We start from the raw sequence: 12982 nt of genomic DNA, 5'->3' as shown, positions 1-12982 counted from the left end.
AGGAATCCAAGCCGAAAAAACCGGCCAGGGATAAAACTAATTGGCACTGGCTTATCAAGCACCCTGTTGAGTTCTCAAAGAACAACCACACACCGCAGAACAGACCGCCATCTCAGCGTTCCGGCCCCCGGGGCACTCGTTCAACTTTACTAGGTCTTTGTGGCGGTGTCAACCGGTATTTCCCGGTTCGTGCCACTCTGCCCTAGTCATCCCGCGGTCCAAGGCGCGCAGCAGTGCTGCGATCCGAAGTCCGAAGGATTTGGCAGGACGGCCGCTGCGGATCTCTCCGCTCGCTCGCCCGTTTCCCTGCCGGCTCGGAAAACATTACAGGCTCGTTCCGTGGGCTCCAAATCGGGTTCCAGTGTCACGCATCTCCGCAGGTCAGCGCAGGAGAACGGTAAGAATCCACGGTGACCTGCCGAGGGGGCATGACTACTCTCCGCACCTCCCGAGCGGAAGAGCCCGCAACCAGGTATGGGAGGTCCTCCCCGGGGGTACAGAGTTCCCCGGATCCAGGTGACTGAGGATGAGCGCGACCGAGGGAGCGGCGAACATGGCTGGGAGCGACCACCCGTTGCCTGACCACGGTCAGGCTGACCTCGTGCGGCACTCGAAAATCCCGTACCGGAAAAGGCGCAACCGGAATCACCTGGCGGAACCACCGCGGAGGCCGAACGGTCCGCCGAAGGCGGCCGGAGGCCCGAGACGGCGACGTGCTCTCGAAATCACGATCTCGCTGGCCGGGCTCGAAGGGCTGCGAGCGAAGGTCGGGGCCTGGATGAATCGGCTCGGGGCGGCACGGGTACGCGATGACGTCGTGCTCGTAGCTCACGAGCTGGCGACCAACGTCATCCGGCACGGCGGCGGATTCGGACGTTTGCGGATGTGGCGCGAGAGCGGGCGCATCGTCTGCCGGGTGAGCGACTCCGGGCCGGGCATGCCGGCTCTGGTGCAGGAACCGGAGGCGCGGCGCCCCGGCGGTCGCGGACTCTGGATCGCCCGGCGCCTGGCCGAGGTGCAAATCGAATCCGGACCGTCCGGGACGGTCGTCGTTGCGGCGATGGCAATCTAGAGGCCGCTGAGCGTTAGAGGTCGCTGAGCGCCTGGCCGAAACCGCGGTGGAACGTCGGATAGGCCCAAATGGTGCTGCGCAGCGTCTCGATCGGAACGGCGGCGTGCACCGCGACCGACATCGCGCCGATCATTTCGCCGCCGGCCGGACCCGCGGTCGTGGCTCCGACGAGCACCTTCCGGGAGCCGTCGGCAATCAGCTTGATGAAACCGTCGCCGCCCGGACCGTGAATCCAGCCGCGGGTGGTCGAACTCAACGGCAGGTAGCCGACCTTCACGTCGATCCCCGCGTCACGCGCCTGCTTCTCGGTCATGCCGACCGCGCCGATCTCCGGGTCGATGAAGGTGACCCGCGGCTTGGCCCGGTAGTCGGCCGCCGGACCGCCCTGCCCGAGAATGTCGCGGACCGCGACATCGGCCTCGTAGAACGCCATGTGGGTGAAGACCCCGTTGCCGGTGACGTCGCCGACCGCCCAGGTCTTGTCGGCCGCGCGCATCCATTCGTCGGTCGGGATGAAACGCGACGCCCGGTCGATTCCCAGCCGTTCCACGCCTTCCAGCTTGGCCGCCCGACCGGTCGCGACCAGAAGCTTCTCCCCGGTCACGTGCGATCCGTCGGAAAGGCGCACATCGAATTCGGCGCCGTCGTGGGAGACCGTCGCGGCTCGGACGCCGCTCCGGATTCGTACGCCGTTGGCCTCCAGCGCTTTCGCGGCGACCGCGGACGATTCCGGCTCCTCCATGGCGAGTACCCGCTCGCTGCCCTCGATGATTGTCACGGGCACGCCGAAACGGGCGAAGACCTGGGCGAACTCGCAGCCGATCGCGCCACCGCCGAGCACCAGAAGGGACTTCGGGAGGGCGGCGGCTTCGACCGCCTCACGGTTCGTCCAGTACGGCGTGCCGGCCAGACCGTCGACGGGAGGCACCACGGCCTTGGTGCCGGTGGCGATGACCAGGGCACGCGTCGCGGCGTACAACTGCGGGCCGACCCGCACCAAGCCGGCGCCGACGATCTCGCCTGTGCCACGCACGAACCGGCCGCCCTTGCTCTCGAACCGGTCGACCGCGACCTTGTCGTTCCAGTTATCGGTGGCCTCGTCGCGGATGCGCTTCGCGACCGGCGACCAGTCGGGGGTGACGGTCGAGGCACCGGCCAGGCCGGGGACCCGCCGCGCCTCCTCGAGTGCCCCGGCGGCCCGCACCATCATTTTGGTCGGGATGCAGCCCCAGTACGGGCACTCGCCCCCGACCAGCGTGTTGTCGATGCCGATGACGTTCAGACCGGCCGCGGCCAGGCGGCCCGCGACCTCCTCGCCACCCACGCCCATGCCGAGGACGATGACGTCGACCTCTTCGATCTCGCTCATGATCACACCTAATCATTTCCGGTCGCGGAAAAGCTCAGCCCGGGCGGGCGGGAACCGATTCTGAACCCTCGCGGAAGAGGAACGGAGGCGGTTGTGGGGACGCGATGGTGGGCAGGGCTGGTGCTCACCGTTCTCGCAACCGTCTCTCTCGCGGTCATCGCTTAGCCGAAGGTGAATGAGTAGGCGCTCAGGCCCGGTGACAGGCTCGCTTTCAGAGTGCCGGAGTCGAGCGCCTTGGTGTGCACGACGGTGTAGATGTTCGGGGCGCCGCTGACCTGGTACGTCCGGGTCCGGCCCTGCGCGGTGACAGTGACCGTGCCGGTACCGCCGACGTCGAGGTAGACGTCCTCGGCGGTGTAATTGAGGGTGATCACGGCATTCTGCTTGGACGTGATCGACTCGGCGGTGACCGACCAGGTGCCGTCGAGGGCGAACGCATTCTCGGCCAGTTTGCTCGGCGCGGTGTACGTGCCCGTTCCGGGCCGCAAAGGCGCGTTTCCCTGATAGCCCTGGGCGCGGCCCGCCCCCAGATAGGTTTCCGGGGTCTGGAATTCCGACGTCGGCGTCAGGTCGGGCACCTCGGTCGCCCCGGGCAGGGTCACGCCCGGGTCGGCACTGGTCAGCAGCCGCCGGATCAGGATCTCGGTCTGTGTGTAGAGGCCCTCTCCGACACCCACCCATCGGATCTGGCCGGTGGCGTCGATCAGGTAGTCGGCCGGCCACGACTCGTTGTGGAACGCGTCCCAGGTCTTGAAGTCGTTGTCCAGCGCGACCGGGTAGGTGATGCCGAGCCGCTGCGCGCCGGCGGCGACATTGGCCGGGACGTGCTCGAAGGCGTACTCCGGGGTGTGCACGCCGACGACCTCCAGGCCGGCCGGCCCGTACGCCTTGCTCCAGGCGTTGACGTGCGGGATCGCCCGCTGGCAGTTGATGCACGAGTACGCCCAGAAGTCGACCAGCACCACCTTGCCGGTCAGCTGCGGGGCCGCGTCCCCCGGCGTGTTCAGCCATCCGTTGAGGCCGGTCAACTGCGGCGCCGGCCCGCAATCCTCGAGCTTCGGCGCGAGCCCGCGGTCGGCCGCGGCCTGGCAGTCGGCCAGCGCGCCGCTCGCCCCGCCCGTGCCCAGCGCCTTCGCCACCGCACCGGCCTCGTTGACCTTGTCGCTGAGGGCGTTCGTGTAGTCCGGAATCGCCCGCTGCACCGCGTCGGTCACGTTGAAGGTCAACGCCACGGCCAGGCCCACGACCACGACGCCGGCCGCGATCCGGATGCCTTTCTGCCGCGTCCGGAACGCCTGGATCCGGTCGCTGATCCGCCACCCGGCGAGCGCGAACACGAGCAGCGGCAACGCCGTGCCGACCGCGAACGCCACGGTCAGCGCCAGCGTCGAGGGCCCGAACTTCCCGGTCGCGCCCGCTACCGCGATCGCCGCCAGAACCGGGCCGGCGCATGGCACATAGACGGCGCCGAGCGCGAGGCCGAGCAGGAACCCACCGCGGTCCTTCTCCGGCGCTTTCGGCGAGAGCCGTTGAAAAGGCCGATCCAGGATCTGCTCGACCCGAGGCACGACCATGCCGACACCGAGCAGCGCCAGAATCCCGATGCCGCCCCACCGGATGATGTCCTGCGGCACCGGCAGGGCCCGCAACACCAGCGACCCGAGCACCGTGAACACGCTGAAGCTGAGCGTCAGCCCGGCAACCACCAGCAACGGGCGCCGGCCGCTGCGCTGACGCCCACTCGTAGCCCCCGAGGAGAGGAACACCACCGGCAGAACCGGCAGCACACAGGGCGAGATGCCGGTGACGATGCCCCCGACAAATCCCACGAGCACAAGCGTGACCATCGTTCCATCCTGCGGCCCGCGCCCACCTCGTCGCCTTACGGCTCCCTTACGGGTGTTGAGGACGTGCTCGAGAGGGCCCGCCGGCCCCAGGTGCATTGACGGACGCAACCAGGCCGACGGACCCCACCGGACCCGCCCAGGCGTACCGGGCGGGGTTCAAGGCCGCAGCCACACCGCCTCGTCACGGTGCGACTCCAGCGGGCCCGGGTAGTCGAGCTTCTGCGGCAGCTTCCACGGCATGTGGACGGCGCCGCCCTCGACGGCCTTGAGCTCGGGTACGTAGCGCCGAACGTACACGCCGTCGGGGTCGAAGCGCTGCGCCTGCCGGATCGGGTTGAAGCGGCGGTAGGGGCGGGTGTCGTTGCCGGTGCCGGCGACCCACTGCCAATTGCCGGAATTGTTGGGCACGTCGCCGTCGAGCAGCCGGCGGAAGAACCATTGCACGCCGTGCCGCCAGTCGATGCCGAGGTGTTTGGTCAGGAAGGCCGCGGTGATCAGCCGCGCGCGATTGTGCATCCAGCCCTCGGCCTGCAATTGGCGCATTCCGGCGTCGACGATCGGCACCCCGGTCAGCCCGTCCTGCCAGTGGCTCAGGGCCGAGGCGTCGTCTCGCCAGGTCAGGTCGCCGGACGAGCGGTAGGCGCGGGTCGACAGATGGGGAAAGGCGAGCGCCACCTGGTAATAGAAATCCCGCCAGCAGAGCTGGCGGATGAAGGCCTCATGGCCTTCACAAACTTTGGCGACCTCGAGCGGGGACAGGCAACCCCAGCGGAGGTACGGGCTGAATCGGCTCGTCTCGTCGGCGGCCATGTCGTTGTGCGCATCGGCGTACCCGTCAATGTGCCGTTGCCAGGCACTCAGCCGGCGCCTTCCCTCGGTTTCGCCGCCGTTGACGGCGTCGGGGGATTCCCCGCCCGGGATGGCCGGCAGCGGACCGGCCGGAATGTCCGGCGGCAGCGTGATCCGGCCTGGGGTGGCCACCTCGTCGCGCCATTTCGAGGCCAGCCAGGCCCGGTGATAGGGCGAGAAGACGCGGTAGGACGAGCCGCCGCCGCCCGGGGTGACCGCGCCCGGGTCGACGATCGTCAAGCCGGGAAAGAGTTTGAGCGCGATGCGGTGCCGTTCGCATTCGTCGGTGAGTCGCTCCTCGCGACGGCGCGCGTAGTGGCTGACGTCGGCCGAGAGGCCGATGCCTTCGGCATTCACCGAAAGGGCCATCTTGATCGTCTCGGCGACCGGGTCGCCGGTGCGGACGACCAGGTCGGCGCCGCGGTCGCGGAGCGCCGCACGCAGGTCGGCCAGGCTCTGGTGCAGGAAACGCGACCGAGTGGGGGAAATGTCGGCCAGCGACGGGTCGAGCACGTAGAGGGGGACGACGTGCGAGGCGTTGGCGCAGGCCGCGGCCAGCGCCGGGTGGTCGTGTACGCGCAGGTCGCGGGTGAAGAGGACGACAGCGGTGTTCATCACGCCGCGACCGGGGTGCCGGGCCGGGTGAGCAGGCTGCGCACCGCGACCGCGGCGCGGCGCCGGTTGGGTACGGTCGCCCGCTGCGTGAAGACGTCGTAGCCGGCCGCTTCGACCTCGTCGAGGATGCCGCCGTACAGGACGTAGGCGGTACGCATGCAGGCCTGGGACGCCGGGTCGAGCATCGTGATGCCGGGGGCCGCGGCCGCGTAGTGCTCCCGGGCGCGGCTCACCTCGTACGCAATAAGGTTTTTGATCTTTGGGCTGCGGACGGCGAAGTCCGACGGCGTCACCCCGAAATCCGCCAGATCGGACAACGGGAGGTAGATCCGGCCGCGCTCGAAGTCTTCCGCGACGTCGCGGATGAAGTTGGTGAGCTGGAAGGCGAAGCCCAACTGGCGGGCCGGCTCGCGCGCCGCGGCCGGATCGGACGAGCCGAGGATCGGCAGCATCATCGTGCCGATCACCGCCGCCGAGCCCTCCATGTAGTCGAGCAGCTCGTCGTACGTTGCGTAGCGGGTGACCGTGAGGTCCATCGCCATGCTGCGCAGGAACTTGTCGAAGTCCTCTAGATCCAGGTCGAAGACCGCGATGGTGTGCAGCACCGCCGGTAGCAGCGGGTCGTCGATCGGCTCGCCGCGCAGTCCGGCCATGAAGTGCGACGACCATTCGGTCAGCCGGGTGGCGCGCTCCTGGGGCGGAAAGTTGTCGACGATCTCGTCGGCGTAGCGGGTGAAGCCGTAGAGCGCGTGCACGTGCCGGCGTTTCCAGGCCGGCAGCAGACGGGTAGCCAGGTAGTAGGTGCGGCCGTGTTTCCGGTGCAGGTCGCGGCAGCGTTCGTACGCAGTGGTCAAGTCCACAGCTACCCCTCGGGAAAAATCGACTCACGAATCGACGCAACTTAAGTTTCCAGGGTACGGTACTTCTCGTGGTCAACGACACGCTCGAGGGAAACCGGATACCCCGCCAAGCCGGGACGCCTACCGCCGGCCGCCTGATCGACGCCGTCGACGGGACCCTGGCCGACTTCCTGACCGACCAGATCGTCGCCCTCGACGCGGTCGACCCGGCGCTCGGCGGCTTCGCCCGAACCACCCGCGACCTGGTCCTGTCCGGCGGCAAACGGCTGCGCCCGACCTTCGCCTACTGGGGCTGGCGCTCGGTGTGCCGCCCCGGCGCACCCCTCGACGACGTGCTGCCGGCGCTCGCCGCCCTCGAAATGCTGCACACGTTCGCTCTGGTCCACGACGACGTGATGGACGACTCGGACACGCGCCGGGGCCGCCCGACCGCGCACCGGCTCTTCACCGCCCAGCACGCCAACGGCAAGCGACGCGGCGATCCCGACCGATTCGGCAACACCTCGGCGATCCTCGTCGGCGACCTCTGCCTGGTCTGGGCCGACCAGCTGATCGCCCGCACCCCGCTGCCCACCGCCACCCTGTTCGCGGTCCGCGCCGGCTACGACCGCATGCGGGTCGAGGCGGTCGCCGGGCAATACCTCGACGTGCTCGGCGAGACCACACCCGAGACCTGGTCGGTCGAGCGGGCGCTACTAGTCGCGCGTTACAAGACCGCCAGCTACACCGTGCAGCGGCCGCTGCAGTTCGGGCTCGCGCTGGCCGGCATCACACTGCCCGCGGTCGGCGACTCGTTCGACCGCTACGGGCGGGCGGTCGGCGAAGCATTCCAGCTGCGGGACGACCTGCTCGGGGCGTTCGGTGACCCGGCGGTCACCGGCAAGCCGGCCGGCGACGACCTGCGCACCGCCAAGCCGACCACTCTGCTCATGCTGGCCCACCAACTCGCCACTCCAGCCCAACGGGCGGAGCTGGCGCTCGACCCCGCCGGAGCCGTCATCCCCGCCGACGGCTCCGGCGGGCCCGACCTGGCCGCCGTGATAGCCGCCACCGGCGCCCCCGAACAGATCGAGCAGATGATTCGCGACCGCGTCGACGAGGGCGTCAAAGCCCTGGCCGACGCGCCGATCCAATCGGCGGCCCTCGACGCGCTGACCGCGCTGGCCGTCAGCGCCACGAATCGCCCGGCATGATGGCGCACATGCGAACCGTTGCCGGACCCACGTCACAGGTGGTCGTCGTCGGCGCCGGCCTGGCCGGCCTGGCCTGCGCGCTGCATCTAGCCGCGGCCGGCCGCCAGGTCACCGTGCTCGAACGCGAATCCGTACCCGGCGGCCGGGCGGGCCGCCTCAGCCTTCAGGGGTACGAATTCGACACCGGCCCCACCGTGCTCACCATGCCGTCGCTCATCGAGGAACCGCTGGCGGCCGTGGGCGAGAAACTCTCCGACTGGCTCACCCTCTCGCCGCTCGACCCGGCCTACCGGACCTATTACCCCGACGGTTCCACATTGGATGTGCGCACCGACACGGTCCGGATGGCGGCCGAAATCTCCCGGGTCTGCGGCCCCCGCGAGGCCGACGGTTATCTGCGCTTCGTCGAATTCGCCCGCTCGTTGTGGCTCCTGGAACGGAACCACTTCATCGACCGCAACCTCGACACCCCGGTCGACCTGCTCAACCTCAGCCTGCTCAAACTGCTGGGCATGGGCGGCTTCCGCCGCCTCCAACCGAAGATCAACCAATTCTTCCGGGATCCGCGCACGCAGCGCATTTTCTCGTTCCAGGCCATGTACGCCGGGCTGGCCCCGCAGGACGCACTGGCCATCTACGCCGTCATCGCCTATCTCGACTCGGTGGCCGGCGTCTATTTCCCGGCCGGCGGCATGCACGCGGTGCCCCGGGCACTGGCCGGCGCGGCCGAAAAGCACGGCGTCACCATCCGGTACGACACGACCGTGACCCGCGTCGAAACGTCGGCCGGGCGGGCGGTCGCGGTGCAGACCGCCGACGGAACGCGGATTCCGGCCGACGTCGTGGTGCTCAACCCCGACCTGCCGATCGCCTACCGCGACCTGCTGCCGCCGCAGCGTTCGCCGCGGCGGCTGCGTTACTCACCCTCGTGCGTGGTGCTCCACGTCGGCTCCCGCCAGGCGTACGGGAAAATCGCGCACCACAACATCCACTTCGGTTCGTCGTGGCGCGGAACCTTCGACGAGGTCATCCACCGCGGCCAATTGATGAGCGACCCGTCGCTGCTCGTCACCAACCCCAGCCGCACCGACCCGTCGGTCGCACCGGACGGCAAGCAGACCTATTACGTGCTCGCGCCGGTGCCCAACCTTCAGGCCGGACCGATCGATTGGCCGTCGTTCTCCCCCCGCTACGCCGATTCCCTCATGAGCACCCTGGAAGAGCGCGGCTACGTCGGATTCGCCGACGGCATCGAGGTCTCGCAGGTCATCACGCCGGCCGACTGGGCCGCACAGGGAATGGCCGGCGGCACCCCGTTCGCGGCCGCACACACTTTCCGCCAGACCGGGCCGTTCCGCCCGGGCAACCTTCACCCCACCTTGGAGAACGTGGTGTTCACTGGATCGGGCACCCAACCCGGCGTCGGCGTACCGATGGTCCTCATCTCGGGCAAGCTCGCGGCCGCTCGGATCACGTCGTGACCCCCAACTCCCGAGAGTCGCATCTCGTCGAACTGGTCGACTCCGCCGGAACGCCGATCGGCTCGACGACGGTTTCCGAGGCGCACACGGCACCGGGACAATTGCATCGGGCCTTTTCCGTCTTCGTCCGCGACTCTTCCGGCCGGGTGCTGCTGCAGCAGCGGGCAGCGGCGAAAACCCGCTTTCCGTTGCGGTGGGCCAACACCGCGTGCGGACACCCGGCGCCGGGAGAAGACCTGGCGCTTGCGGCGGCCCGGCGGGTAGCCGAAGAGGTCGGCATCGACGGGGTGGTGCTCACATCGGTCGGCGTCTATGCCTATTACGCGGAAGACCCCTCGAGCGGGCGGGTCGAATACGAGTACGACCACGTCCTGGTCGGTGATCTTCCGGCCGGGGCGGTCCCACGGCCCGACCCGGCCGAGGTGGCGGACGTGCGGTGGGTCACGGTCAGCGACCTGCTGGCGGACCTCGGGGCCGATGCACGGGCGTACGCGCCGTGGCTGGCCGGTGTGACCGGCCAGCTGTCGCCCGCCGCCACGTCCTCATCCCCGACGGAGCGGTCGGGGGATGGATGACGGGCTGACCGCCGGGGCAGTCGCCCGAAGGCTCGGCGTTGCGGTCACCACCCTGCGGACATGGCACCAGAGGTACGGGCTGGGGCCGAGCGAACACGTGCCCGGGCATCACCGCCGCTACACCCCCCAGGACCTCGACCGGCTGCAGGTGATGCGGCGGCTGACCGCCCAGGGGGTGGCCCCGGCCGAGGCGGCGGCATGGGCGCGTCGTGCCCCGTTGCCGTCGGCACCTCCCGACTCGCCCGCGCCGGGCCGGCAGGGCGGTGGCCAGATCATCGCCCTCGGCCCGCAGGCGGCCCCGGCCGCACGGGGCGTCGCCCGGGCGGCCATGCAACTCGACGCGCCGACCATGCGCGAGATCTTGGACATGGTCATCGGCGAACACGGCGTCATCGGCGCCTGGGACCAGGTCATAATGCCCGTCCTGATCGGCATCGGCGACCGCTACGAGGCCACCCGCCGCTTCGTCGAAGTCGAACACCTGCTCTCCCGCTGCGTCACCGAGGCGCTGGCCGCGGTCCGGCGCCCCGGCAGCGGCCAAGTGCCCACCGTCCTGCTGGCGGCAGCCGACGAGGAACAACACACCCTCCCCCTGGAGGCGCTGGCCGCCGCGCTCGCCGAAGCCGGCATCCCCATTCGCCTGCTGGGCGCCCGCGTCCCCACCTCAGCCCTGCTCGACGCCATCGACCGCATCGGCCCCGACGTGGTCGTCCTCTGGTCGCAGACCCCGCCCACCGGCAACACCGACCAGCTGGCTCGGGCCACCACCAGCCCCCGTCCCCCACTGCTCATCGGCGCCGCCGGCCCCGGCTGGCCGATGGACCTCCCGGACGGAGTGGCACGGCTCACCGCCCTCACCGAAGCCGTCGACCTCATCGCCGCCGCCGTTTCCGCAGGTCACAACCCCACCAGCGAAAACGGGATACCGATTTGAAGGGCGGGTGGTCGATCACGTATGCTTTCCAAGCCTCAAGCGGGGGCCCGGTTGGGGTCAGCGCCGAACAGAATTGCCGCCGTGCAATACTGACGGAGTTGCCCTCATCGTCTAGTGGCCCAGGACGCCGCCCTTTCAAGGCGGTAGCACGGGTTCGAATCCCGTTGGGGGTACTGGTAGGTTGAACGTAGACCTGCCGAAGCAGTAGCAAGGTCCTGTGGAGCAGTTGGAGTGCTCGCCGCCCTGTCAAGGCGGAGGTCGCGGGTTCAAGTCCCGTCAGGACCGCAAGTCAATTCCATGGCCAGGTAGCTCAGTTGGTACGAGCGTCCGACTGAAAATCGGAAGGTCGGCGGTTCGACCCCGCCCCTGGCCACCAAGCCTCTCGCCGGGCTTTGAGCATCGTCCACCTGCGGAAACGTGCGGTGGACGTTTTGCTGTCCAGGCCCTTGCCAGACCTCGGCCCGTCGCCTTCCGACACCATCCAGATGTCCGCGCCGAAAGATCAGCGGCGGTCCAGAAGTAGCGGCCAGTGAAGAGTGGCCTCGAGGATGAGCCGGGCAGCAACCTTGATTACCGGTCGCAGGCTGAGGCTGTGCCCCCGCTTTTGCCTGGTCGATCTACGTCGGTCATGGGAAACCTGTCGCGCGCCTAGTTCTCATCACGGGCAACGTAATCGGCCTGTTGGTACTCCAGCGCTTTAGCCTGGATGCGCACGAGCCGCCACACTCCCAGAGCCATCGCCATCGCAATAGCGCACAGCAGGGCAACGCCGGGGTCACTCTTCCATCCCCCGACGACGAGCGCGAGCACCACCCAGAGCCCGTCGATGGGGCCGAGGGTGCTGCGGATGCTCTCGGGCTTCGCCATGTGGGTCAACGTAGTCAGGCTGTTTCACAGATCGATACGACCTAACGGGTTCATCGAATCGCCCATCAGGTCGAGTCGCGACTGAGCTTGCTACGCCACGATGAGGCGGCGACCGGTGACGCCACGAGGGCGCAGCGAGGGCCGCGTCGCCTGGCCCGCGTGTACGGCGAGGTTCGCGCTGGGCGCCGTACGCAGATTGAGCTGAGCCGGCTGACCGGCTACACCCCCCAAGTAAATCGGGCAGCTCCGCCGAGATCAGGCGCGTTGAGACTGTTTGAGCGCAAAGAGCAGAACTCCTTTGGTGTCCAACTGCCCGATCAGCGACTCGTGCCTCCGCCGGCCGCCTGCGCGATCGCCGTCTGCTGGAAAATGTCGTACCCCAGCCATACAGTCGGGGGTGCCAACTTGGCGATGGGAGGCGAGAACAGTGGCTGTACCACCTCCGAACACCGATGTGGCGACCGCAGACAACTTCGTGAACGTCATGTCGACTGACGAGTGGAAGACCAACGCGCGGGGCGCGCTGAAGCGCCTCGGCCTGACGTACGAAGAGCTTGAAGCGCAGGCCGGCGAGCGTAACTTCGTGTCCACCGCGGCGCGGAAGCTCTGGGTGCTCATCGGGGGCACGCTCTGAGTGGCCCGATCCAAGACTGAGCATCAAGCTCACGAATTCGCCGAAAAGATCCAACGGTTGCTGAACAAGACCGTTGCGGACAACGCTCGGGTCTTGGCCGGCTTGGACTCTGGTCGTGGCTACGTGGCGGTGGGGACCCACCTCACACGGACGTTTGATACTCGGCCCGTGCAGCTTCTAACTGCCGATACTTCACACCGGCTCTACCTAGATGTGCAGTGCCAGGTGTACCTGGAAGAGGGCACTGATTACCTCACGATGCAGCAGTCATACTTCGGTATAGCCGCGTCTATCGACGCTGCGAACCCGCTATTTCACTATGACTATCAGCGCGACAAGCAGGCCACAGACGGGTACACCGAGGCGCACCTGCAGGTCTTCGGGAAAAACACCGAGCTCGAGCCCATCTTGCAGGCCTTGTGCAAGAAACGTAAGAAGAAGCAGATGGGCGAACTCCACTTCCCTGTGGGGGGACGGCGGTTCCGCCCAGCGCTTGAAGATGTCCTTGAGTTCTTGATCGACGAGCAGCTGGTCAGTCCTAAACCGGGCTGGGAAGCGGAGCTTGAGAAGACCCGCCACGAGTTCCGGATGATCCAACTCAAGGCGATGGTTCGCCGATACCCGGACGAGGCGCGGGAGGCCTTAAATCGGGCAAGCGGGCAGCGCGGACGCTAAGTCGGCGTAAG

Annotated in this window: 12 protein-coding genes and 3 tRNA genes; 10 read left to right on the top strand and 5 right to left on the bottom strand. The window is 68.3% G+C overall.

The window, feature by feature from the left end; genetic code table 11:
- Nucleotides 1-526: 526 nt before the first annotated feature.
- Complete coding sequence (locus ACIA5C_RS35450; RefSeq protein ID WP_396062886.1) at nucleotides 527-1072, top strand: ATP-binding protein; 546 nt, start codon at nucleotides 527-529, stop codon at nucleotides 1070-1072.
- Between the two features lie 13 nt (nucleotides 1073-1085).
- On the opposite strand, the gene ACIA5C_RS35445 is transcribed toward ACIA5C_RS35450, so the two are convergent.
- From ACIA5C_RS35445 to ACIA5C_RS35430, 4 genes are all read right to left on the bottom strand, one after another.
- Nucleotides 1086-2441: a dihydrolipoyl dehydrogenase family protein gene (locus ACIA5C_RS35445; RefSeq protein ID WP_396062884.1), complete on the bottom strand. Its 1356-nt coding sequence runs from the start codon at nucleotides 2439-2441 to the stop codon at nucleotides 1086-1088.
- Nucleotides 2442-2602: 161 nt separating this feature from the next.
- A complete protein-coding gene (locus ACIA5C_RS35440) occupies nucleotides 2603-4288 on the bottom strand; it encodes a cytochrome c biogenesis protein CcdA (RefSeq protein WP_396062882.1) in 1686 nt (561 codons plus the stop codon).
- A gap of 156 nt (nucleotides 4289-4444) precedes the next feature.
- A complete protein-coding gene (locus ACIA5C_RS35435) occupies nucleotides 4445-5752 on the bottom strand; it encodes a cryptochrome/photolyase family protein (RefSeq protein WP_396062928.1) in 1308 nt (435 codons plus the stop codon).
- Nucleotides 5752-6612: a phytoene/squalene synthase family protein gene (locus tag ACIA5C_RS35430; protein WP_396062880.1), complete on the bottom strand. Its 861-nt coding sequence runs from the start codon at nucleotides 6610-6612 to the stop codon at nucleotides 5752-5754. The genes ACIA5C_RS35435 and ACIA5C_RS35430 overlap by 1 nt, the downstream gene beginning before the upstream one ends.
- Before the next feature lie 68 nt (nucleotides 6613-6680).
- Between ACIA5C_RS35430 and ACIA5C_RS35425 the strand changes: the two genes are divergently transcribed.
- From ACIA5C_RS35425 to ACIA5C_RS35395, 7 genes are all read left to right on the top strand, one after another.
- Entirely contained in the window at nucleotides 6681-7805 is a 1125-nt protein-coding gene (locus ACIA5C_RS35425; protein ID WP_396062878.1) for a polyprenyl synthetase family protein, read from the top strand.
- An 8-nt stretch (nucleotides 7806-7813) separates the two neighbouring features.
- On the top strand, nucleotides 7814-9286 hold the full coding sequence (crtI, locus tag ACIA5C_RS35420) for a phytoene desaturase family protein (RefSeq protein ID WP_396062876.1): 1473 nt from the start codon (nucleotides 7814-7816) through the stop codon (nucleotides 9284-9286).
- Nucleotides 9283-9861 carry an isopentenyl-diphosphate Delta-isomerase gene (idi, locus tag ACIA5C_RS35415; RefSeq protein WP_396062874.1) on the top strand — a complete coding sequence of 193 codons (579 nt, stop codon included), beginning with the start codon at nucleotides 9283-9285 and terminating at the stop codon, nucleotides 9859-9861. Before crtI ends, idi begins: the two co-directional genes overlap by 4 nt.
- Nucleotides 9854-10795 carry a MerR family transcriptional regulator gene (locus tag ACIA5C_RS35410; protein ID WP_396062872.1) on the top strand — a complete coding sequence of 314 codons (942 nt, stop codon included), beginning with the start codon at nucleotides 9854-9856 and terminating at the stop codon, nucleotides 10793-10795. The genes idi and ACIA5C_RS35410 overlap by 8 nt, the downstream gene beginning before the upstream one ends.
- A 100-nt stretch (nucleotides 10796-10895) precedes the next feature.
- A tRNA-Glu gene (locus ACIA5C_RS35405) sits at nucleotides 10896-10968 on the top strand.
- Nucleotides 10969-11006: 38 nt separating this feature from the next.
- Nucleotides 11007-11080: transfer RNA gene (locus ACIA5C_RS35400), tRNA-Asp, on the top strand.
- A 14-nt stretch (nucleotides 11081-11094) separates the two neighbouring features.
- Nucleotides 11095-11171, top strand: a tRNA-Phe gene (locus ACIA5C_RS35395).
- A 272-nt stretch (nucleotides 11172-11443) separates the two neighbouring features.
- On the opposite strand, the gene ACIA5C_RS35390 is transcribed toward ACIA5C_RS35395, so the two are convergent.
- Nucleotides 11444-11662 carry a hypothetical protein gene (locus ACIA5C_RS35390; RefSeq protein WP_396062870.1) on the bottom strand — a complete coding sequence of 73 codons (219 nt, stop codon included), beginning with the start codon at nucleotides 11660-11662 and terminating at the stop codon, nucleotides 11444-11446.
- 454 nt (nucleotides 11663-12116) lie between these two features.
- On the opposite strand from ACIA5C_RS35390, the gene ACIA5C_RS35385 reads away from it, so the two are divergent.
- Both ACIA5C_RS35385 and ACIA5C_RS35380 read left to right on the top strand, forming a co-directional pair.
- The gene (locus tag ACIA5C_RS35385) at nucleotides 12117-12296 is read left to right on the top strand and encodes a hypothetical protein (protein ID WP_396062868.1); all 180 of its coding nucleotides are present in this window, start codon (nucleotides 12117-12119) and stop codon (nucleotides 12294-12296) included.
- A 168-nt stretch (nucleotides 12297-12464) separates the two neighbouring features.
- Nucleotides 12465-12971: a hypothetical protein gene (locus ACIA5C_RS35380; protein WP_396062866.1), complete on the top strand. Its 507-nt coding sequence runs from the start codon at nucleotides 12465-12467 to the stop codon at nucleotides 12969-12971.
- The last annotated feature ends 11 nt before the right edge of the window (nucleotides 12972-12982 follow it).

The sequence above is a fragment of the Actinoplanes sp. NPDC051343 genome (assembly GCF_044455125.1).
In the GTDB taxonomy this organism is placed as follows: Bacteria; Actinomycetota; Actinomycetes; order Mycobacteriales; family Micromonosporaceae; genus Actinoplanes.
The sequence above is the reverse complement of the archived record's forward strand: the minus strand, read 5'-3'. Positions and strand labels throughout refer to the sequence as shown.